Below are 21,790 nucleotides of genomic sequence, written 5' to 3'. Positions count from 1 at the left end.
CAGGGCTGCATTGTCGGTATTTGCATTCGCGAGCCAGCGCGCGGACGGTGCGAGTGGCTCACACCAGCATGGCTTCACGTTGCTGGAACTGCTGGTCGTGCTGGCGTTGATGGCGCTGGCGGCCGGCATCGCCGCACCGCGTGCCGTCGGCTGGCTGGATGCCGCGCGTGAGCGGGGCTGGCGCGACGACTTCCGCAGCTACCTCGAAGCCCTGCCGGTGCGTACCTTCCTGAAGGGCGAGGCTCAGACCCTGGAAGCCAAGGACCTGCTGCAGGCTGTTCCGGGCGCGCCGGAGCAGACGCAGATATACCTGCACCAGCCTCTGGGCTACGACCCGCTGGGCGTCGCCTCGGGTGGCACCCTCGTCCTCAGCCGGGGCAAGGTCAAGGAAACCTGGCGTATCGAAGCGATCACGGGCAAGGTCAGGGAAGGGGGCTGAGGTGCGGCACCAGCACCGCCGCGGCGCACGCGGCTTCACCCTCATGGAAGTCGTCATCGCCCTTGTCATCCTGGGCACTTCCGGGCTGATGCTGTTCGCCTGGATCAACCAGAACCTGGAGACGGCGAGCCGTCTGCGCGACGCTCAGGCGCGCGCGCAGTTGCAGCTCGAAGGGGTGAACTGGCTGCGCCTGGTGAATCCCGCCTTGCAGCAGCAGGGGGAGCTCCAGGAGGGGGAACTTCAGCTCAGCTGGACTTCGACCCTCGTCGAGCAGCCGCGCAACGAGTTCGATTTCGGCGGCAGCCTGCTGCCGCGCTGGGAGCTCGGGCTGTACCGCCTCCGCGCCACGCTCAAGCGCGGAGAAACCGGCCCCCGCGTCAGCTGGGAGCAACTCGTCGCCGGGTGGCGGCCGGCAAACGCCAGCCGCGCCGCGCCGGCGCCTTTCGGTCCGCCCGGTGGCGTTGGGAGCCGCCCGTGAGGTCGCATCCGGCGGCGCGCCGGCGGGCCCGCGGCTTCACGCTGGTTGAGATGATCGTCACCTTGACGCTGATGGCCATGATCGCCACCGTGCTGTGGCAGGCCATGAGCCAGATCGCGCGGGTGGAGCGTTTGCTGCAGCGCTCCGGCGTGGACGGCCAGCTCGATCTCGTGCGCCGTGAATGGCTGCGCAGCCTGGTGCAGGCGGCGCTGGTCGAGCAGATCGGCGCACCCCGCCAGTTCGTCGGCGACGGGCAGCAACTGCGTCTGGCCAGCAGCGAGACCCTCGCCCTGCCTGGGTCCGCGATCGGACAGGTGGTCCAGTTGCGCTTCGTCGCCGATGCCGCGACCCGCCAGCAGAAGCTGACCATCTTCGATGCCAAGGCCGAGGCCACCATCGCCCTGCAGCAGGCGACGCCGGTCGAGCTGCTGAGCTGGACGGGCGCCGAGGGGCGCTTCCGCTACCTGGACGGCGAAGGCGTCTGGCAGGACCAGTGGCCCGTCCCCAGGCCCGCCCAGGCCCCCAGCGGCGATCCGGACCTGGACTTCCGGCGCGACCTGCAGGCGACGCTGCCGCGGCTGCCGCGGGCCGTCTGGATCGACCTGGGTCCTGAACTGGGTGGCCCGCTGCTGGCCGAGATCAGCACAACCATGCCGGGCCGGCCGAGCCTGGCCCACTGGGAGCGGCAATGAAGCGCGAGCCCCGTCAGTCGGGTTATGTGCTGTTGATGGTGCTGGGCGTGCTGGCCGTGATGGCTTTCGTCGTGCAGCGCTTCGCCCAGCGCAACGACGAGCTGCGCCGCAATGCGCTGGACTTCCAGCAATACGCCGACGGCCAGGCCGCGGTGTCCGGGGCCCTCGCCGCGACGCTCTACTGGAATGCCACCCGGCCGCTGCAACCCACCGGTCGTGGCGACGCGACGCTGTTGCTGAGCCAGGACGACCGGCCCTACAAGACCGAGGATGGCACCTGGGTGCAGGTCCAGGATGCACGCGGCCTGCTGTCGGCCAACGGGGCGCCGCGTGCCGCGCTGCAGGCGCTGCTGGTGCAGGACGGCGTTCCGGTGACGCGGGCGCAGGCCATGCTCGATGTGCTGGACGACTACATCGACACCGACAACCTCAAGCGCTTGAACGGTGCCGAACGCGCTGAATACCAGGCGCTGGGCCTGCCGGGGCCGCGTAACGACTGGCTGTTGAGCCTGCGTGAGCTGCAGGTGATGCCGCTGTGGCGGGAGGACGCAGCGCGCCTTGCGCGCTGGAGCGGCTGGCTCACTGCCGACCCGGGCCATCTGTTCAACCCGGCCACCGCGCCGCTGCCCACGCTGCGTGCGATGTTTCCCAATGCCGCACCGGCGCAGCTCGATCAGATCCTGCAACTCCGTGCGCAGGACCAGTTGCGCGACCTGCGCGTCGCACGTGCCGTGCTTAGCTTGCCGATGGACGAGGAGGACTACATCCTGTCCACCGGCAATGACGCTCGCATCAGGCTGTGGGCGCCGGGGCTGCCCATGGCCCTTGAGTACAATGCCCGTTTGACCCCCGCAGGGGAGCTAGGTCCGTGGGTCATCACAGAACAGCACAGCACGAAGCGGCTCAATCCCATCGATGAAGCTCCCCGCGCTCTCGCGTTTCCTCTCGCTTCGAACGCCCAGCGCGCCGCCAGCAGCGTGGCGCCTTGAGGGCTTCGACCCGATCCCGACTCCGCATCCTTGGGCGCGCACGCCCCTGTTGCTGCCGCGCAGCCGCTGCCGCCTGCGCTGGTTCCGGTTGCAGGGCATCCCGACGGCGGAGCGACTGAGCGCGCTGAGGCTGCAGGTCGAGGCCTGGCGACCCTTCGATCGCACCGCGGCGCGGCTGGTCATCCAGGGTGAACAGGGCCTGGCGGTCGCCTGGGACGAGGCTGCGCTGCACCAGGACGCGCTCGCGGCCGGCCTGCCGCCGGAGCGCTGCCAGTTGCTGCACGAGACCTTCATCCAGGCGACGGGGGGCGATGGCCTGCGCCTGCTGCGCGGCGTCGAGGGCTATGAGGCCCAGCAGTGGCAGGACGGCCAGCTGCTCGCCAGCCGCTGGTGGCCCCAAGCCCTTTCCGAAGCAGACTGGCGGGAATTCGTCCGCGCCAGCGGCGCCGGCCGCGACGGCCTGGCGGTGAGCCTGCCGGAGCCGCAGACGCCGCTGGCTGCCGTCACGCCTTGGGCCCGTCACTTTCCGCTGCATCCCTCGGCCGACAGCGAACGGGGCCTCGAGCAGCGCCTCGTGCTGCTCGGCGGGCTGGGGATGCTGCTGGGCGTGGGCGTGATGGCCCATCAGTGGTGGGATGCGCACAGCCAGGAGCGCCGTCTGGTCGAGCGCGTCGCCGAGCTGAAGGCAAGCGCGGGCCCGGTCGTAGCGGCGCGCGATGCCACGTTGGCGCAGATGGCCGAGGTCGGCAAGCTCGCGAGCTGGTTCGCAGCGCCCCAGCCGGTGGACGTGCTGGGCTATCTCAACGACACCCTGGCGCGCCTGAACGTCCAGATCAAGGAACTCGAGCTCGAGGGCGACAAGCTCCAGCTCGCGCTGCAGCTCGGTGCCAACACCGGCCGTGCCAACGTCGTCAAGGAATTGCAGGCCGGCGGCTGGTTCAGCGACGTCACCGAGGTGCGCGCCGACAATGCCCGCAACCTGCTGGTCATGGACATGCGCATCCGCGGCGCGCTGCCGCCGGTGGTGGCCGCCGTCGAGGCTGCCGCCGCCCCGCCGCCCACTGGCGTCGTGGCCGCACCGGCCGCCATGCCGCCGGCCGCGCCAGTGGTGGCGGCACCCATGCCCGCACCCGCGACTGCGCCACGAGCCGCTGCTGCACCGGCCGCGCCGGCGCCATCCCCCAGGGGGCCGCAGCAACCCGCCAAGCCCATCATCGCCAAGCCCGACGCCAACGGCCTACCGCCGTCCTCGGTGTTCGACGCCATCCCCAATCGCTGATGAACCGCGACGCCCTGCTTTCCTACCGGACCCAGCTGCGCGAGCAGTGGGCCGAATCGCGCCTAGTGCGGCTTGGCGCCTGGCTGGGCCTGGCCCTGCTCAGCGTCTACCTGTTGCTTGCCGGCTTCGATGCCGCCGATGCATCGTTGGAGCGCAGCCGGGTGCTGGCGACCGAGGTCGCGCGCCTGCAGGCCCTGTCCAAGGAGACCGACTGGTCGCGTCGCAGCCAGGAAGTGGCGGGCCTCAAGGCCGCCTACGAGACCACCGTCTGGGCCGATCCCGACTTGGCACTGACCGAGGCGGGGCTGCAGGACTGGCTGCGCAACACCGCCCAGCGCCTTGGCCTCAAGGTCCGCGAGATCACGCTGGTGCGCGCCGAGCCGGGCGCCAAGCCGGTGAAAGAACTGCCGCCCGGCTATGTGGTGCTGCAGGCAAGGATGAGCGTCGAGGTGCAGCGCGCACCGCTGTTCACGCTCCTGGCCGAAATGGCCGCGCAGGAGCGCCGCATCGTCGTGGAGCGCCTCACGATGAAGGGTGTCGTGCAGCCCGCGGTTGCCGAGATGCAGCTGCGCGTGCTGGCGCGGCCCGGGAGCAAGCCGTCATGAACAAGGCCGCGCCCTGGTTGATGGCCTCCGCCGCCCTGGCCCTGGGTTGGCTGCTGGCGCCGGCCGCTGAGCCCGAATCGAACCTGGTCAGCGCCCGCCGTGACGCCTGGCAACTGCCCGACCTGCCGCGCCGGTCGGACCGGGCGGGCCGGGCCATCGGTCTGGCGACTTCGCCCATCTTCGAACCCGAGGCGACGACGCTCGCGGCAGCAGCTGCGGCGCAGTCCGAGGACAAGCGCTGGCGCGTCGCTGGCGTGTTCGGGCGGGGCAGCGAGCACAAGGTGCTGATCGCCTTCGCCGTCGCCGGCAAGGCGCCGCTGCGCCTCGCCGTGGGCGACAAGGTTCCGAGCGGGGAGCGCATCACCCGCATCCAGGACGGCGAGGTGCTGATCCGCGTCGGCAACAAGCAGGTTCCGTTGGGAGCTGATTACCGTGAATGAAAAGAGAATGTCCCTGACGCTGCGACCGATTGCCCTGGCAGCGGGTGCGATGCTGGCCCTGAGCGGCTGCGCACCCATCGTGCCCGTCCTGCCCGCGCCCCTGCCCGTGGCCAGCATTGCCGCTGACGCGACATCGAAGCCCGACCCCAACGCGCGCGACACGACGCGTGTCGGCCCCGGTCCCAAGGCCCCCGAGGTCGAGGCACCTAACCTGGCCGTCACGGCGCCCGTGGCCCAGCAGAAAGACGAAGTCGTTGCAGCGGTCAATCTGCAGCAGGTGGCCTTGCCGACCTTTGTCTCGGTGGTCTATGCCGACGTGCTGAAGAAGAACGTCAGCGTCGATCCCGCCGTCACGGCGCGCCCCGATCTCGTGACCTTCAAGACCGGCAACGGCCAGACGGCAGCTCAGGTCGAGACCGCCGTGCGCCTGCTGCTGAAGAGCTATGGCCTTTCGGTCATCGAGGTTGGCGGCCTGGTGCGCGTGGTGCCAGATAACGCCAGCCAGGGCGGTGATCTGCCCGGCCTGCGCTACGGCGCGGCCCTGCCCGAAGTGCCGCCTTCGCTGCGTCCCATCTTCCAGCTGATCCCACTGGAGTCGGTGCGCCAGGTCGACGTGACCGGCTGGCTCCGGACGCTGTTCGGCGACCGCGTCAAGGTGCAGGAAGACTCAACGCGCAATGCCGTGCTGATCAGCGGCAACCCCGACAATGTCAAGGCCGCCGTCGAGGCACTGGCCGTGCTCGACCAGCCGGCGCTCAAGGGACGTACCAGCCTGACGCTGACACCGGCCTACTGGTCCGCCGAGGAGCTGGCCCGTCGCCTGGGCGAAGTGCTGTCGGCCGAGGGTTATGCGGTGCACCCCGTAGGCTCGACGGTCACCCAGGGCGGGCTGCGCAGCCCCATCATCCTGCTGCCCGTCTCGAGCCTGAACCAGGTCTTCGTCTTCGCCGCGGGCGACAAGGTGGTGGCCCACATCGCCGAATGGGCCAGGACGCTGGACAAGCCCAATGAGCGCGGCGTCGGCAAGAACCTGTTCACCTACGCGGTCAAGCACAAGGACGCTGAACAGTTGGCCCAGACGCTGGAGCGGGTGCTGGGCGGCGGCGGCACCACGGCCAGCACGCCGACGGTCTCCGCTGGAGCCACCGGCACGGCGACCCCGACGGCGGCGGCGACCGCCAGCCGGCTGAGCAATGTCGTCGTCGACAAGGCCAGCAACACGCTGATCTTCCAGGTCAACCCCGAGGAGTTCGGCCAGGTCTCGGCTCTGCTGCAGACCCTGGACAAGCCGACCAAGTCGGCGCTGATCGAGGTGACGGTTGCTGAGCTGAAACTCGAGGACGGCGCCCAGCTCGGTGTGCAGTGGCTGACCAGCCATATCGAAGGCACCAAGGGCCCCGGCTATACCGCGTCTGCCAGCAGTGGATCGGGCAGTTCGGGGGGCTTCAACGTTTCCATCCTCAATGGCCTGGGCACCCAGCGCGTGGCTATCGATGCGCTGGCGAGCAACTCGCGCGCGACCATTCTGTCCAGCCCGCGCCTGATGGCCCGCAACGGCGAGACGGCCTTGATCCAGGTCGGCGACGAGGTACCGGTGCTGACTCAGTCAATTGCCACCACCGCCACCAGCGGCGGCACCGCGGGCAACCTTCTGGCGACCTATCAGTACCGCTCGACAGGCGTCATCCTGAGGATCAAGCCCGTCATCCATTCGGGCGACCAGATCGACATCGACCTGTCGCAAGAAGTCAGCCAGCCGGTGCAGACGACCTCCGGCAACATCACGAGCCCCACCATTTCCACCCGCAAGGTCGAGACCAAGCTGACCTTGCGCAATGGCTCGACCATGCTGCTGGCCGGCCTGATCGACGGCACCTCGTCGGACGGCAATGGCGGCGTGCCCTTCCTGAAGGACATCCCCGTTCTGGGCAGCTTGTTCCGCAACCAGACGGTCAAGAAGTCGCGTCGCGAGATGATCATCCTGATCACGCCCTATATCGCCAACGACTCCAGCGAGGCCGAGGCCATCACTGAGAGCTTCCGCAAGTCGCTGGGTGACTGGGCGCGTGTGCCGGCGACCGATAAGGGCGACGTCGCGCCCAAGCCATGAGCGAATCCACCGTCCCGCGCCTGATCGGCGAGCTGCTGCTCGCCCGCGAGCAGATTCGCGCCGACGACCTGAACGCCGCGCTGCGCTTCCAGGCGGAGCAGGGCGGGCGCATCGGTGCCGTGCTGCTGCGCATGGGCGCCATCACCGCCGAGCGCTTGTATGCGGCCTTGTCCGAGCAGCTCGGCATGGGCTGGTTGCGCTTCGACGAGCTCGACGAAGCGGCCATGCGCCAATGCCTGCAGGAGCTGGAAGGCGGCGCCGCGCAGCTACTCAGGCTGGGCGTGCTGCCCTGGCGCGACGAGGGCGGCTGGCAGCTTGCCTGCGCCGACCCGCTGGACGCCGAGGTGCGCGAGTTCGCCCAGTCGCAAGCCGCGCTCAAGTCGGCGCGCTGGTGGCTGATCGCCCCCGACGACAGCCAGCGCTGGGTGCAGCGCCTGCAGCAGGGCGACCTCGCCATGCAGACGCTGGACGAGCGGGCCCTGCGCGAGATGGCCGAGGACGCGCCTGTCATCGCCTGGGTCAATAACCTCATCGCCCAGGCCGTCGAGTCGCGCGCCTCGGACATCCACCTGGAACCCGGCGAGCGCGAGTTCGAAGTTCGCCTGCGCATCGACGGCCAGCTGCACACCCGTCTGGCCCTGGGCATGGACCGCTATCCGGCCGTTGCCTCGCGCATCAAGCTGATTGCCGGCGTCGATATCGCCGAGCGCCGCCTGCCGCAGGACGGCCGCATCTCCACCCGCGCCGCCGGCGCCGAGATGGACGTGCGCGTCTCTTCCATCCCGGCCGTCTATGGCGAATCCATCGTCATGCGCCTGCTGCCCAAGAAGCGCGCCGACCTGACGCTCGAGCGCCTGGGCCTGCGGCCCTCGCAGCTGCGCCAGTTCAAGCGCTGGCTGGGCCTGGCCAACGGCCTGGTGCTGGTGACCGGCCCGACCGGTGCCGGCAAGAGCACGACGCTGTACTCCGCCCTGGCCGCCACCAACGACCAGACGCGCAAGATCCTCACCGTCGAGGACCCGGTCGAATTCCGCCTGCCCCAGGTCATCCAGGTGCAGGCCCAGCCCGAGATCGGCTACACCTTCGCACGCGCGCTGCGGGCCTTTCTGCGCCACGACCCAGACATCATCATGGTCGGCGAAATCCGTGACCGCGAGACGGCCGAAATCGCCATCCAGTCCGCGCTGACCGGCCACCTGGTGCTGGCCACCCTGCACACCAACGACGCGCCCTCGGCCGTCACGCGTCTGGTGGACATGGGCGTCGAGCCCTTCCTCGTCGGCGCCTCGCTGCGTGCCGTCATGGCCCAGCGTCTGGTGCGCCGGCTCTGCGAAGCCTGCGCCGTGCGCACCGACGAGACGCCGACGCTGGGTGACGCCGAGCTGGCCGCGGCCGTCGCTGATGCGCGTGCCGAGGACGGCGCCGCAGACCTGCCGTTCTGGCGCCGCGCGGTCGGCTGCCCGGCCTGCCAGAACACCGGCTTCAAGGGCCGCGTCGGCATCTACGAGATGCTGGACGTGGGCAGCGAGATGCAGCACGCCATCGCGCGCGAGGTGGGCCTGCCCGAGCTTGTCACCCTGGCGCGCCAGACCGGCTACCGCTCGCTGGCCCAGGAAGGCGCCCTCAAGGTCGTGCAGGGTGCCACGACGCTGGATGAAGTGCTGCGTGCCACCGGCACGGCCGAGAGCTGATGCGCTTCGACTACGCCGCGCGCGATTCGAACGGCCAGCCCCATGGCGGCCAGCTCGAGGCGGCCGATCAGGCCGAGGCCATGGCCAAGCTCGCCGCCCAGGGCATGACGCCCGTCAGCTTGCGCGCGCGCACGGTTGCCGGACCCACGCGTGCGGCGCTGCGCAAGGCCAACATCAAGCTGGCCGACCAGGTCGTGCTGCTGCGCGAGCTGGCCACGCTGCTGGCCGCCGGCGTGACGCTGGGCGACGCGCTGCCCAGCCTCGTCGAGGCCTATGAAGGCCAGGCCCTGGGCCTGCCGATGGCGCAGATGGAGGCCCTGGTTCGCGGCGGCGGGCGGCTGTCGGATGCGCTGCGCATCGAGGCCTTGCGCATGCCCGTCTACGTCATCGCCCTGGCCCAGGCCGGCGAGGCCAGTGGCGACATTGCGCGGGCCCTGCAGGAGTCGGCCGAGCAGATGGAACTCGCCCGCAAGGCCAACGAGGATCTGCGCAGCGCCCTCATCTACCCCAGCGTGCTCGTCGGCGCCGGCTCGCTGGCGGTGTTCTTCATCTTCGTCGGCGTCGTGCCCCGGTTTGCCAACCTCATCAAGGGCAGTCGCCAGGTGCCCGAGCTATCGCGCTGGGTCATCGAGTCGGGCGTCTATGTGCGCGGCCATCTTTTCGAGGCCCTGCTCATCCTGGCGGCCCTGGCCGCCCTGATCGTGACCAGCCTGTCGCGCGAATCCACGCGCCAGGCCCTGCTGCAGATGCTGCAGCGCGTGCCCGTCGTCGGTCCCTGGCTGGTGCAGGCCGAGATCGGCCGCTGGGCCACGGTGCTGGGCAGCCTGCTATCCAACCGCGTGCCGGTGCTGACGGCCATGGAGCTGGCCCAGAACGTCATTCGCCTCAACCTGCTGCGCGCGGGCCTGGAGCGGGCCACCAAGGGCTTGCAGCAGGGCCAGACGCTGAGTGCAGGCCTGGAGAGCCAGGCCTGGTTCCCGCGCACCCGGCTCAACCTCATCCGCGTCGGCGAGCGTTCCGGCGAACTGCCCAAGATGCTGCTGGCCCTGGGCCACAGCCAGCGCGATGCGGCCGCCGTGCTTCAGCGCCGCATGCTGGGTCTGATCGAGCCCATCGCCATCATCATCATCGGAGCCGTCATCGGCGTCGTCATGGTGGCCGTCATGATGGCCATCACGAGCTTCGACACCCTGGTCTGAGGCTTCAGGTCAGCCGCGCCTGGGCCGCATCCAGCGCCGCAACCCCCGCGGCCGCGGCGGCCGACACGGGCTGCTCGTAGCGCTCGATACGCCCCTGGCTTGTCCGCGCCAGCGCGGCTTCGAGCGCGGCCTGCGGGGCGGATGACAAGCCCAGCTGGCCCATCACCTTCGCGACCGTGGCGCGTGGATCGGCCGCCAGGGCCGCCTGCTCGACGGCGATCCAGCGCTGCGGCGGCAGTTCGGCCTGCAACTGCCGCAGCACCTGCGCGCAACCCTGCAGTGCCGTGCCCAGGAAGGCGTCCAGGTCCCGCGCGGCACCTGGCGTCAAGCGGTGCTCCGTGAACATGGCCTGCCACATCTTGCGATTCGAATGGAAGACGGTCGCCGCATCGCGCACCATCCACACCACCTGGACCTCGGGGAAGCGCTTCAGCAGCGCCGGCAGGCGCAAGCTGTGGTTGGGCGACTTGAGGATGAGGCGCCGTCCAGCCTGGCCGCTGGAGGCCAGCACGCCGGCCATGAAGCGCTCGAAGCGCGGCAGCCACTCGGCCTCATGCTCGCTCCAGTAGCGCGGGTCCAGCGTGTGTCGCAGCTCGGCCAGCCGCTCCGGCATCAGGAAGCCGCGGTAGGCCGAGTCCACACCCAGGGTCAGCAAGGCGAACTCGTCTTCCTGCGGCGACAGGGCGCTGATCTCCAGCCCGTCCATGGGTCGCGCCACGCCGCTTTTGTGCGGCGGCGCCGGCAACAGCTGGAAGGCAGTGGCATTCATGCACTGCCAGGTCAGCGGCGTGGGCCAGCCGGTGGCGGCCGTCAGCAGCTCGTGCATGACGGTCGTGCCGCTGCGCCAGGGGCCGACGATGAAGAGGGGGGGGGCCAGCGGCGGGGCTTCGGCCACGCGCGCCTCGCTCAGCTTGCGGTTCAAAGTCGCCCAGGCCGAGCGCCAGCGCAGTTGCGCACGCTGTCCCAGACCGAGCGAGGCCCAGCCTTCGCCCGCCTTCAGCCAGGCCAACAGCTCGGCATCGAAGCTGTGCAGAGGGCTGCTCATGACCCGCCGAACTGCGCAGCGCGCCGTTTCTCTGCGGCCGCGAGCTGTTGGTCCAGCAACTGGCGCAGCCGCGCGGCCGTTTCGGGCTCGGTCTTGCTCAGGTCGTGGAGCTCGTGCGGGTCGGTCACCAGGTCGTACAACTCGGCCCGGTTCGCGGCCAGGTGCAGCACCAGCTTGCGCGAGCCATCGATGACGGCGTAGTGGCCCCCGCCGATAGGCTGGAAGCGGCTTTGGCGCTCCATGGCCATCGAGTACACCGGTTGGGTGGGCAGCTCGCCGCCCAGCAGGGCCGGCTTGAGGCTGCGGCCGTCGACACCGGGAATGGCGGGTAGGCCCAGCACATCGCTGACGGTGGGCACCACATCGGCAAGGCTGACGGGTGTGGACACCACACGGCCCTCGCGCTGACCTGGTAGCTTGATGACCAGCGGCACGCGGATGACAGCCTCGTGCAGCCATTCGCCGGCGTGGCCGATATAGCCGCGCTCGAAGGACTCGCCGTGGTCGGAGGTGACGATGACGAGGGCGCGGTCCAGCTTGCCCTGGCTCTGCAGCTCGTCGAGGAAGTGGCCGAGGGCTTCGTCCGCGCCCATGATGGCTTCGCGGTAGCGCAGCCGGTGCTTGTCGACCAGGCCCTGTTGCGACGCGGCATAGCCCGTCATCCCCAGCAGCTGCGACCAATGGTCCAGCTCGCCCGCGGGTAGCAGCTTGTGCTTGGTGCTGGCCGGCGGCAGATAGGGATCATGCGGCGGCAGCGTGTGCAGCCAGAAGAACTGCGGGCGCTGGTTGCTGACCAGCAGCGGGCGGGCGGCTTCGTAGGTGAGCTCCGGCGCGAAGGGGCTCCGCTCCGGGAAGAGGTGGACGTCCAGCGTGTCCAGCAGCGGGATCAGGCCGGACAGCCAGAAGGGCAGGGTGGTGTCGGGAAAGATGCTCAGCGCGACGCGGGGCTTGAGGCCCAGGGAGGGCGAGGGCGCGATGGTCTGGCTGTCGTACTCGTCGAAGCTGCCATGGTGGCGCGGGCTGGCCATCAGGTTGGCGCTGATGGAATGGGCCTCGTAGCCCTGGGCGCGCAACTGGCTGGCCAGAGTCCGGCCATGCATGGCGGGCGCCATCTTGGCGACGATCTGCACGCCCCAATGAGTCCAGGGCAGCACACCCGTCTCCATCGTCGCCGTGCTGGGCGTCGTGAAATTGCTGCTGGCGTAGTGCCTCTCGAAGCAGCTGGCGTGCTGGGCCAACTCGCGCAGCCTCGGCATGCGCGTCGGGCCGTCTCCACAGACCGCGGCGTCCTCGGCGGCCAGCGTGTCGATGGTGATCAGATAGACGTCGGGCAGCGCAGCGGCGTTGGCCGGCGCGGCTGAGGGCGCAGGTGCCTGGCTCAGCAGCCGTGGCGGATGCCAGGCAAGCCAGCCGACCGACAGCACCAGCAGCAGCACCGCCGGCCCGCGCAGGCTCAGCAGCAGCGGCACCAGACGGGCCATCACCCGCGTCAGCTTGCCGAAGCGCCAGCCGATGAGGACGGCCAGCACCAGGAGGATGACGGCCGCCAGCCGCATGTTGGCGGTCAGAGCGATGTCGGGGTTGAATGTCAGCTTCAGCCAGGCCCAGCTGGCCGAGCCGAACACCCAGAGGCACAGGAAGCTGACGGGCAGCACGGTAAGGGCCCAGGCCATGCCGCGGGCCGCGGCGGTCGAGGAGCCCAGGCGAAGGAGCAGCAGCTCGACCAACTTGGACAACGCCGCCAGCAGCAGTGAGGGGATGGCCAGCACCAGCAAGGCCAGTGCGATGTCGCGCAGCAGCTCGGCCGTCGTCTGGAAGCCCAGGAAGGCGTCAACCTGCTTCAACAGCACCCAGGGCATCCACAGCAGGGCCAGCGCCGCGAAGCCCGCAATGAAGCAGGCGAAGAAGCTCGCGGGCGGTAGTGAGGAAGGGGAGGCGGAGCCGGCGCTGCCCGGCTTCATTCAGCGTTGCGCCCGGTCAGTCGGCGCCAGACGCGACGCAGCAGGGCGCTGATCCACTGGCGCAGGAACAGCCAGACGCCGATCACCGTGGCAAACAGCGGCGCCAGCAGCTGGAACAGCATGCCGCCGGCATTGGGGTCGATATAGGCGTGCGCCGGCATGCAGACGAGGGCGAGGCACAGGGCAGTGCACAGCAGGGAGGGAGACGGCTTCATGTCTGTTTCGGGCAGCCAATAGGCGGGCTTTCGGTGAAAACCCGTTGGGAGGAAGACCCAATCCGTGATTCTATGGCCCTGTCCGGACGGGGCCGCCGGGCTTGAAACCCGTTCATACAATCGCGCGCCCCCTCCTCTGCGCTTCGCGCCTCCCCCGACTTGAAGCTGGCCAAGCACACGCTTTTCAATCTGGTCGGCCTCGGCGCGCCCCTACTGGTGGCGCTGGCGTCCATCCCGGCGCTGATGCACGGCCTCGGGGCCGAGCGCTTCGGCCTGTTGACCCTGGTCTGGGCCGTCACCAGCTATTTCGGCCTGTTCGACCTGGGCCTGGGCCGGGTGCTGACCCAGCAGTTGGCCATCCTGCTCGAGCAGCGCGATGGCGAGCGCATGGGACGGCTGTGCGCGACGGCCCTGGTCCTGATGCTGTGCCTGGGCGTGCTCGGTGGCCTGGCCATGGTGGCGCTGGCGCCCTGGGGTGTCGACCTCATCAAGGCCCTGCCGGATCGCCGCGAGGCCATCGTCGCCTGCCTTGTGATGGGGGGCGCCACGCCCTTCATCGTGGCGACGGCGGGCCTGCGGGGCATGCTCGAGGCCGGCCACGAGTTCGAGGTGCTGAACTACCTGCGCCTGCCGCTGGGCATCTGGACCTTCGCCGGGCCCTGGCTGGTGCTGGTCTGGCTGGGCCCCGACCTGGTGGCCATCACGCTGGCGCTGGCGGCGGGGCGGGTGCTCGCCGCCCCGCTGCATGCCTTCTTTGCCTGGCGGGCCCTGCCGGAGCTGCGCGGCCGCCTGCGCTGGGATGCCGGGTGGGTGAAACCGCTGCTGGTCTCCGGCGGCTGGATGACCCTGAGCAATCTGGTCAGCCCGCTGATGGGCTATGTCGACCGCTTCATGATCGGCATCACCGTGTCGGCTGCCGCTGTCGCCTATTACGTGACGCCGCAGGAAATCGTCACCAAACTCTGGATCATCCCAGGCGCCCTGACGGCGGTGCTGTTCCCGACCTTCGCGGCTCAGGCCGCTCGCCAGGACGAGGCGGCGCGTGCCCTCTACAAGCGGGCGGTGCTCATTCTTCTTGCCGTGCTGCTGCCCATCACGGCCGCCCTGGCCGTCTTTGCCACGCCGCTGCTGACGCTGTGGATAGGTGCCGAGACGTCGATCCACAGCGCGCCGCTGCTGCGCGTGTTCGCGCTGGGCATCTTGATCAACTGCCTGGCCCATGTGCCCTTCACCTGGCTGCAGGCGACCGGCCGGTCGCGGGCGCCTGCCGTGCTGCACTGCATCGAGCTGCCCTTCTTCCTGCTGGCACTGTGGCTGCTGTCCAGCCATTGGGGCGTGATGGGCGCCGCCGTCGCCTGGTTCGTCCGCATTTCCCTCGATGCTGCGGTGCTGTTCTGGCTCTGCGAGCCGGGGCGCTACGACGGGTCGAAGGTCGGCACCGTGTGAATACAATCCCGCCTCGTTCAACGGCCGCCTGGATGGCGGTCTCTCTCTGAGGCGTGTGGCGCCTTTCGAGCAGCCCCCTTCATGCCCCAGCCCCTCGTCAGCATCGTTACGTCGGTCTTCAACCAGGCGGAGTACCTGGAAGCGACCATGCTCAGCGTGCTGGCTCAGGACTACGCAGCCCTGGAATACATCGTCATCGACGACGGGTCAACGGACGCCTCCCTGGCGGTGGCTGAACGCGTGGCCGCGGCCCATCCAGGCCGGGTCACGGTGCTGACCCAGCCCAATGCCGGCCAGGCCGCCAGCCTGAACCGGGGCTGGAGCCTGTCGCGCGGCGAGATCCTGGCCTATCTGAGTTCGGACGACTGCCTGTCGCCGCAGGCCGTCAGCCACATGGTCGCGGCTCTGCAGCAGCGGCCCGAGGTGACCGTTGCCTATTGCGATTTCGAGCTGATCGACAACCGCGGCACGGTCATCCGCACGGCCCGTACCGAGGACTTCGACCTGCGCCGCCTGCGCGTCGATCTGGTCTGCCAGCCTGGCCCGGGCGCCTTCTTCCGGCGTCGCGTGTTCGAGGCCACCGGCGGCTGGCGGCCCGAACTGCGCCAGGTGCCCGACTTCGAGTTCTGGTTGCGCGCCGTCGACCATGGCCCCTTTGTGCGCGTGGCCGAGCCGCTGGCGCAGTACCGCATCCATGACCGCTCGGCCACCTTCCGCGCCATGCCCGAGGTTCGCGCCGACGAGATCTGCGGCGTTGTGCAGGGCTATTGGAAGGGTCGCGGTGGCGCGGATGCCGACCTGGCGACGGCCAAGGCCTTGTGCATTGCCGCCAAGAACCATGCCCAGGCGGGCCGGCCGCTGCGCGGCGCTCAGTGCCTGGGCCAAGCCTTCCGCATCGCACCACGCCTGCTGGTCTCGGGTCAGAGCTGGCGGCCCTTCCTGTTCGGCTTGGCCTTCCGTGCCTTCGGCATCGTGTCGGTGATCCGGCGTTTCCGAAGGGCCCAGGGATGAGCGCCAACGCCAGCGCCACCCCACGTCAGGCCAGCCGGCAGTCCTGGCTGTTGACGGCCCTGCTGTGGGTCTTCGCCCTCGGCCCCTATGCGGCGGGTGAGGGCTACAGCTCCTCGGTCGGGCCGCATGTGCTCTTCATCCTGTTGCTGGCCGGCATGGAAGCGTCACGCGGCTTCGGTACCGGGCGCAACTTGCGCTTCGTGCTCGGCGCCGGCGTGCTGCTGTCCCTGCACTTCATCGGATCGCTGATCTCGACGCCCTGCCAGGACCTGGGCGGCAAATCGATGGGCAGCTTCGTGCTCTTCCTGGCCCTGCTATGGGCACTGGCGGTGCTGTCGAATGCCATCAGCCTGGATGACCGCAAGCTGGCAAACGTACTGGTGGGGTTGACGGCCCTGGTGGTCACGACGGTGCTCATCCACCACCTGATCCTGATGGTGAACGGCCGCACGACCTACGAGCGTGCGAGCGGCATATTCCCCGAGCCCAGCCATTTGGCGCTAGCACTGACGCCCGCCTTGGTGGCTTTGGGCTTCAGTGGCCGCTGGCAGATGACGGCGCTGGCCTTGGGCGCCATTGCGCTGCTGTTGGTGCTGTCGAGTTCGTCGACGCTGATCGTGCTGTTGCTGCTGGCGCTGATGTGCGTCGCGGCTGCCATGGGCCACGTGCGCCGGGTGCGCACGCTGCTGACGCGGTTGGTGCTGCCAGTGGCGGCCGTGCTGGCCCTGGTGTGGGTGTCGCCCTATCGCGACGACGCCCTGGCCCGAATCGCCGGCGTGCAGGAGACCGACGTCGGCGCGAACGCGTCCAGCATCATCTACGTGATGGGCTGGGAGCATGCGCTCGAGAACCTCGACGTGACCGGCGGCTATGGCCTGGGCTTCAACCGCATGGGCTGCGAGCCCCGGCCGGTGACCGACACGACCCGCATCATCGAGCTGATGAACCTGGGCGACGCCAATTACAACGACGGCTCGTTCACCATCTCCAAGGTGCTGAGTGAGCTTGGCTGGTTCGGCGCCACGTTGTGGGCGGCCATGAGCCTGGCCTTCATCGCCTTCATCAAGCGCCTGGCCCAAGGTGTGCGACCGGGGCGCAAGCTGCTGGTGGCGCTGTTGGTGGGCATGGTGGCGGTGCTGCTGCTGGGCAGTTTCATCCGCGGCACGGGCTATTTCTCCGGACCCTTCCTGGCCGGCATCTTCTCGCTGTTCTGTCTGCGCCGGGTGCTGGCGGAAGATGCCGAGCCGGCACCGTTGCCGGCGGTCGACCCCGCGCCCGCGGCGCCGCAGGAGGAAGCATGCTGAGCCGCGGCCGCATGCTGCGTGATTCGGCAGCAAATCTGCTGGGTTTCGGCCTGCCGCTGGTGGCGGCCTTCTTCTGCATCCCGCTGCTGATCCACGATCTGGGCACGGAGCGCTTCGGCGTGCTGACCTTGCTGTGGGCCGTGGCCAGCTATCTCGGCCTGCTCGACCTGGGCCTGGGCAAGGTGGTCACGCAGGAGCTATCGGCCCCGGCGCCCGGCCGCGTGGCCCTGCCGCGCCCTGTGGTCGTGGCCAATGCCATGCTGCTGCTGACCTTTCTCAGCGTGCTCATCATTGCCGTCGCCGGCCTGTTGCTGCTGATCACCGCGATGCAGTCCGACCCGCCGCCGTGGAAGCTCGATGCCCTCTGGGCCGGTGGCGTCATGCTGCTGGGCGTGCCCGCCCTTGTTCTGTCCAACGGCTACAAAGGCATCTTGGAAGCCGACGGGCACTTCTCTCTGGTCAATGCCGTACGCGTGCCTATCGGCGTCTGGACCTTTGCCGCGCCGCTGATGGTCTGCAAGCTGTGGGGGCCTTCGCTGGTCGGAATCTCGGCAGCCCTGGTGCTGGGGCGGCTGGCCAATCTCATCGCCTACGCGGTGGCCTCCGGCGAATCCTGGTTCCCCTGGGTGTGGCTGCAGCGCCAGGACCGCCCGGTCATGAAGGGCCTGGCCACCAGTGGTGGGTGGATGTCCCTGAGCAGCCTGCTGAGCGCCTTCATGGGCTATGTCGACCGCTTCGTGCTGGCCTACGTGGCCTCGCCGGCGGTGGTGGCCTATTACGCGGTGTCCCAGGAGATCGTGACCAAGCTCTGGATCTTCCCGACCAGCGTCGTCACGGCGACCTTCCCGTCCATGGTGAAGGCGCATTCGCAGACCGCTGTCGCTTCGAATGTGCTGTGGCGTTCGGCCTGGCTGGTGATGCTGGCGGTGGTGCCCATCTGCGCCGTGCTGGGCATATGGGCCCAGCCCATTCTCGCGCTGTGGGTGGGCGAGAAGTTCGCCGCCGAGGCTCATCAAGTGCTGTCCATCCTGGCGGCTGGCATGGTGTTCGGTGCCATCGCGGCCGTGCCCTTCACGGCCCTGCACGCGATGCGCAAGCAGAAGGTGGCGGCGCAGATCCACGTCGCTGAGTTTCCGGTGTTCCTGGGGTTGATTTTTGTGTTGGCGAACCAGTACGGCGCCGCGGGTGCGGCCATGGCCTGGGCCCTGCGGTGCGCGATCGATTTCTTTGCCATGGCGTTCTGGTGCGGCCGGGCCATGAAGGAGCGCGCATGAGCAGCATCAGCCCCTTCCTGCTGTCCATCGTCATCCCGACGCGCAACCGCTTCGATTGCGCGAGCGCCTGCATCGCGGCGGCGCGCATAGCCGCACCCAACGCCCAGATCGTCATCGCCGACTCCAGCGACGGCAACGAACTGGCCGACCATGTGGCCGGCCTGCAGGTGTCGACGGGCCGCATCGACTACCGCCGCAGCCCCAAGGACGCCAACGTCGTCGAGAACTTCGAGTTCGCGCTGACGCACTGCGAGGGTGACTACGTCATCTTCACCGGCGACGATGACCTGGTGGGCCCGCAGATCGAGGAGGTCGCAGCCTGGGCGAAGCAGGGCGGCGTGGATGCCGTCGTGCCCTACGGCAATCGCTTCGGCGTCGCCTATTACTGGCCCGGTGTGGATTCCAAATACTTCGGGGCGGCCTACAGCGGCAAGGTCTTCGTCTGGTCGGCCACTGGCCGTGCCACCGAGGTCGATCCGCAACTGGAATTGCGCCGCGCCGAGCGCCATGTCGGCCGCGGACTGTCGCTGCTGCCGCGCATCTATCACGGCCTGGTGCGCCGCGAGACCCTGATGGAAGCCAAATCGCGCTTCGGCGCGCTGTTTGGTGGCGTCAGTCCCGACATCTACAGCGCCATCCTGATCGCCATGGTGGCGCGTCGTGTCGTTCATCTCGACTTCCCCTTCTTCATTCCCGGCGCCTCGCCGCGAAGTGAAGCGGGTTCGGGGGCTGCACGGACCGACCGTGTGCCCTTCGACGAGAGCCCCTATCTGAAGCGTTTCAAAGGCCTGCGCTGGAACCCGCTGATGCCGCGCTTCTTCTCGCCCTACACGGTCTGGGGCTACTCCATGGTGGAGGGCATGCAGGTGGCCGGCCTGAACGTGACGGCCCTGACCTATGCCCGCATCTATGTGCGCTGCCTGGTCTATTGCTTCAGCTACCGCCGCGAGATTCTGGATGCCGTGGGGCAGGCCCGCCAGCACTTCGGTAGCGGCAGCGTCGCCATGGCGATGGCGCGCGCCTCGCTGGAAGAGCTGCTGCATTCAGTCAGCCGCGTCGTACCGCGCCTGATGGTGCCGCGTGCCGGCGGCTGGGCGCGCCGCTATGGCGGCATCGTTGATTCCGTGGCGGCACTGCGTCTTGTGACGACGATGGTGAAGCCGTTTCGAGCGCCCGACCGCAAAGACTGATCGGGCCGCTTCGCAAGGGGCGATGAGACAATGAAAGTCATGAAGGAACAAATGATCGCGGCTCGCCTGGCGAGCAGGTCTGGCACGGCGGCGCTGGGCGCCTGGCTGCCTCAGGCCCCAAGCGAGACAGGCTTGCGCGAAGGTTCCGAACCGTGACGATGCAGGCCGGGCGCCTGTTGCTGTATGCGCCCAATGTCCATACCGGTGGGGGCTTCGTGCTGTTGCAGGCCCTGCTCGCTGCGTGGCCGCCGGCCCGACCCCTCGAGGCCTGGCTGGACGAGCGCGCGCGCGCGCGCTTGACGCCGCCCCCGGGCGCCAGCGTGCAATGGGTGCGGGCCGAGTTCGGTTCCCGCTTGAGCGCTGAGTTCTCCGTCGCAGCGAAGGCCCGGGCCGCTGATCGCCTGTTGTGCTTCCACGGGCTGCCGCCGTTGCTGGCGAGCGCGGCCCCGGTCTGGGTTTTTCAGCAGAACCGCCTCTTCCTGGGCCAGATGTCGTTGGCAGCTTTCGGCTGGAAGACCCGGCTGCGACTGCGCTGCGAGCAGGCCGTCGCGCGCAGGCTGCGGCATCGCGTCGCGCGCTACTGGGTGCAGACGCCTTCGATGGCCAGGGCCGTGCAGGACTGGCATGGGCCGCAGCGCGTCGACATCCGCGTGCTGCCCTTCGCGCCGCCCGCACCGGAAGCCGCCGCAGCCGCAGCAGCGGACGGTGCGTGGGACTTCATCTACGTCGCCGATGGCGAAGCCCACAAGAATCATCGCAGCCTTGTCGAGGCCTGGAAGCTGCTCGCCCAGCAAGGCCTGCGCCCGACGCTGGCACTGACCCTGTCCGATCGCGACGCCGGCCTCGCCGCCTGGGTGCAGGCGCAGACTGCCGAGCACGGCCTGAAGATCAGCAATCTTGGCCCGCGCTCGCACGAGGACGTGCTGGCGCTGTATCGCAATGCCAAGGCTCTGGTCTTCCCCTCCCAGGGTGAGTCATTCGGCCTGCCGCTGATCGAGGCCACCCAGGCTGGCCTGCCCATCCTGGCCGGCGAGCTGGATTTCGTGCGCGACGTCTGCGAACCGGTGCAGACCTTCGATCCGGCTTCGGCGACGTCGATCGCCCGCGCCGTGAAGCGCTTCCTGGGCGTGGCCGAAGCGCCACTCGAGCCCGTCCGTGCAGCCGACTTCCTTCAGGCGCTGCTGGCCGAGACTGCATGAAGGTGTTGCTGCTGAGCCAGCACTTCTGGCCCGAGTCCTTCCGCATCAACGAGGTCGCTCAGTCCCTCGTCGAGCAGGGCTGCGAGGTCACGGTGCTGACCGGCAAGCCCAACTACCCGGAAGGCCAGCTCTTCCCCGGCTACCGAGTCGGTGGCATTCAGAGCGAGCGCCACGAAGGCTACGAGATCGTCCGCGTGCCCCTGCTGCCACGCGGCACGGGCGGCGCGAAAAAGCTGGTGCTGAACTACCTGTCTTTCCTGTTCTGCGCCTGCCTCATGGGCCCCTGGGCTCTTCGTGGCCGGCGTTTCGACACCATCTTCGTCTACGGCACCAGCCCCATCCTGCAGGCCATTGCGGCCGTCGTGCTGAAGTGGCTCAAGGGTGCGACCCTGGTGGTGTGGGTTCAGGACTTGTGGCCGGACAGCCTGCAGATCACCGGCTTCGTGAAGAGCCCGAAGCTGCTGGCTGCAGTCGCGGTCGTCGTGCGCTGGATCTACCGGCGCTCCGACCTGCTGCTGGTGCAGTCGCCGGCCTTTGTCGCCCCCGTTGAGGCAATGGCGGGCGGCACGCCGGTGCAGGTGCATGAGAACCCCGGCGACCGCGCGGCCTCCGGCCCTCAGATGCCCACGGCCCTCAAGCTCGACGCGTCGGCCTTCAACATCGTCTTTGCCGGCAACCTCGGCACGGTGCAGTCGCTGGACTGCGTCCTCGACGCCGCAGAACGCCTGGGCGTCGCCAGTGGCGTGCGCTGGGTGCTGGTGGGCAGCGGCGCGCGCGACGCCTGGCTGGCCGAGCAGGTGGCCGCCCGCGGCCTGACCCAGGTGCAACTGGCCGGGCGCTTGCCGCCCGAGCAGATGCCGGCCGTCTTCGAGCAGGCGGATGCGCTGCTGGTCAGCCTGACCGGCGGCCCGGCCTTGAGCCGGACGGTTCCGAGCAAAATACAGGCCTATCTGGCCGCCGGCCGGCCCATCGTTGCTTCCATGGACGGCGAAGGGGCCCGCGTCGTGCAGACCGCCGGTGCGGGCTTGGCCAGCGCGGCTGAAGACGCTGGGGCGCTGGCCGCTGCGGTGCAGGCCCTGCAGGCGATGACGCCCGAGCAGCGGCGAGGGATGGGCGAGGCCGGCCGGCGTTATTACGCTGAGCATTACGAGCCCGACCGGCTGGCCCGGGCCCTGGTGGGACATTTCGAGCGTGCTGTCGCGGCACGCCGTTGATGAGAGTGA

At 69.2% G+C, this 21,790-nt stretch carries 20 protein-coding genes; 17 read left to right on the top strand and 3 right to left on the bottom strand.

What is annotated here, in order from left to right; translation table 11 throughout:
• Positions 1-10: 10 nt before the first annotated feature.
• Genes AC3WOE_RS22280 through AC3WOE_RS22235 form a run of 10 tightly spaced genes read left to right on the top strand, consistent with a single transcriptional unit; the run spans position 11 to position 9,922 of the window.
• Positions 11-439 carry a prepilin-type N-terminal cleavage/methylation domain-containing protein gene (locus AC3WOE_RS22280; protein ID WP_492693587.1) on the top strand — a complete coding sequence of 143 codons (429 nt, stop codon included), beginning with the start codon at positions 11-13 and terminating at the stop codon, positions 437-439.
• The gene (locus AC3WOE_RS22275) at positions 354-917 is read left to right on the top strand and encodes a type II secretion system protein (protein ID WP_492693586.1); all 564 of its coding nucleotides are present in this window, start codon (positions 354-356) and stop codon (positions 915-917) included. Before AC3WOE_RS22280 ends, AC3WOE_RS22275 begins: the two co-directional genes overlap by 86 nt.
• Positions 914-1,609 carry a PulJ/GspJ family protein gene (locus tag AC3WOE_RS22270; protein WP_492693585.1) on the top strand — a complete coding sequence of 232 codons (696 nt, stop codon included), beginning with the start codon at positions 914-916 and terminating at the stop codon, positions 1,607-1,609. Before AC3WOE_RS22275 ends, AC3WOE_RS22270 begins: the two co-directional genes overlap by 4 nt.
• On the top strand, positions 1,606-2,598 hold the full coding sequence (locus tag AC3WOE_RS22265; RefSeq protein ID WP_492693584.1) for a type II secretion system minor pseudopilin: 993 nt from the start codon (positions 1,606-1,608) through the stop codon (positions 2,596-2,598). Before AC3WOE_RS22270 ends, AC3WOE_RS22265 begins: the two co-directional genes overlap by 4 nt.
• Before the next feature lie 49 nt (positions 2,599-2,647).
• Positions 2,648-3,877, top strand: a complete 1,230-nt coding sequence (locus AC3WOE_RS22260) for a hypothetical protein (protein WP_492693583.1) — start codon at positions 2,648-2,650, stop codon at positions 3,875-3,877.
• Positions 3,877-4,482, top strand: a complete 606-nt coding sequence (locus tag AC3WOE_RS22255; RefSeq protein WP_492693582.1) for a GspMb/PilO family protein — start codon at positions 3,877-3,879, stop codon at positions 4,480-4,482. Before AC3WOE_RS22260 ends, AC3WOE_RS22255 begins: the two co-directional genes overlap by 1 nt.
• Positions 4,479-4,922 carry a hypothetical protein gene (locus AC3WOE_RS22250; protein WP_492693581.1) on the top strand — a complete coding sequence of 148 codons (444 nt, stop codon included), beginning with the start codon at positions 4,479-4,481 and terminating at the stop codon, positions 4,920-4,922. Before AC3WOE_RS22255 ends, AC3WOE_RS22250 begins: the two co-directional genes overlap by 4 nt.
• Positions 4,923-4,929: 7 nt before the next feature.
• Entirely contained in the window at positions 4,930-7,032 is a 2,103-nt protein-coding gene (locus AC3WOE_RS22245) for a secretin GspD/PilQ domain-containing protein (protein WP_492693580.1), read from the top strand.
• Entirely contained in the window at positions 7,029-8,723 is a 1,695-nt protein-coding gene (locus tag AC3WOE_RS22240; RefSeq protein ID WP_492693579.1) for a GspE/PulE family protein, read from the top strand. Before AC3WOE_RS22245 ends, AC3WOE_RS22240 begins: the two co-directional genes overlap by 4 nt.
• Entirely contained in the window at positions 8,723-9,922 is a 1,200-nt protein-coding gene (locus AC3WOE_RS22235) for a type II secretion system F family protein (protein ID WP_492693578.1), read from the top strand. The genes AC3WOE_RS22240 and AC3WOE_RS22235 overlap by 1 nt, the downstream gene beginning before the upstream one ends.
• Before the next feature lie 4 nt (positions 9,923-9,926).
• On the opposite strand, the gene AC3WOE_RS22230 is transcribed toward AC3WOE_RS22235, so the two are convergent.
• The 3 genes from AC3WOE_RS22230 to AC3WOE_RS22220 are packed head-to-tail and all read right to left on the bottom strand — an operon-like array spanning position 9,927 to position 13,143.
• Positions 9,927-10,967, bottom strand: coding sequence for a sulfotransferase family protein (locus tag AC3WOE_RS22230; protein WP_492693577.1), 1,041 nt, complete (start codon positions 10,965-10,967; stop codon positions 9,927-9,929).
• On the bottom strand, positions 10,964-12,928 hold the full coding sequence (locus AC3WOE_RS22225; protein ID WP_492693576.1) for a sulfatase family protein: 1,965 nt from the start codon (positions 12,926-12,928) through the stop codon (positions 10,964-10,966). The genes AC3WOE_RS22230 and AC3WOE_RS22225 overlap by 4 nt, the downstream gene beginning before the upstream one ends.
• Positions 12,925-13,143 (bottom strand): hypothetical protein, encoded by a 219-nt coding sequence (locus AC3WOE_RS22220; RefSeq protein ID WP_492693575.1) that lies wholly within the window; start codon positions 13,141-13,143, stop codon positions 12,925-12,927. Before AC3WOE_RS22220 ends, AC3WOE_RS22225 begins: the two co-directional genes overlap by 4 nt.
• Before the next feature lie 159 nt (positions 13,144-13,302).
• Between AC3WOE_RS22220 and AC3WOE_RS22215 the strand changes: the two genes are divergently transcribed.
• The 7 genes from AC3WOE_RS22215 to AC3WOE_RS22185 all read left to right on the top strand — a co-directional run bounded on the left by AC3WOE_RS22215 (position 13,303) and on the right by AC3WOE_RS22185 (position 21,781).
• Positions 13,303-14,589 (top strand): flippase, encoded by a 1,287-nt coding sequence (locus AC3WOE_RS22215; protein ID WP_492693574.1) that lies wholly within the window; start codon positions 13,303-13,305, stop codon positions 14,587-14,589.
• 81 nt (positions 14,590-14,670) lie between these two features.
• Entirely contained in the window at positions 14,671-15,600 is a 930-nt protein-coding gene (locus AC3WOE_RS22210; protein WP_492693573.1) for a glycosyltransferase family 2 protein, read from the top strand.
• Entirely contained in the window at positions 15,597-16,904 is a 1,308-nt protein-coding gene (locus AC3WOE_RS22205; protein ID WP_492693572.1) for a hypothetical protein, read from the top strand. Before AC3WOE_RS22210 ends, AC3WOE_RS22205 begins: the two co-directional genes overlap by 4 nt.
• Positions 16,898-18,178, top strand: a complete 1,281-nt coding sequence (locus tag AC3WOE_RS22200; RefSeq protein WP_492693571.1) for an oligosaccharide flippase family protein — start codon at positions 16,898-16,900, stop codon at positions 18,176-18,178. The genes AC3WOE_RS22205 and AC3WOE_RS22200 overlap by 7 nt, the downstream gene beginning before the upstream one ends.
• Positions 18,175-19,368 (top strand): glycosyltransferase, encoded by a 1,194-nt coding sequence (locus AC3WOE_RS22195; protein WP_492693570.1) that lies wholly within the window; start codon positions 18,175-18,177, stop codon positions 19,366-19,368. The genes AC3WOE_RS22200 and AC3WOE_RS22195 overlap by 4 nt, the downstream gene beginning before the upstream one ends.
• 158 nt (positions 19,369-19,526) lie before the next feature.
• Positions 19,527-20,567, top strand: a complete 1,041-nt coding sequence (locus tag AC3WOE_RS22190; protein ID WP_492693624.1) for a glycosyltransferase — start codon at positions 19,527-19,529, stop codon at positions 20,565-20,567.
• Positions 20,564-21,781: a glycosyltransferase family 4 protein gene (locus tag AC3WOE_RS22185; RefSeq protein ID WP_492693569.1), complete on the top strand. Its 1,218-nt coding sequence runs from the start codon at positions 20,564-20,566 to the stop codon at positions 21,779-21,781. The genes AC3WOE_RS22190 and AC3WOE_RS22185 overlap by 4 nt, the downstream gene beginning before the upstream one ends.
• The last annotated feature ends 9 nt before the right edge of the window (positions 21,782-21,790 follow it).

This window comes from Roseateles sp. FW305-36 (assembly GCF_058787015.1).
This window is presented reverse-complemented; position numbering and strand designations above follow the sequence as displayed.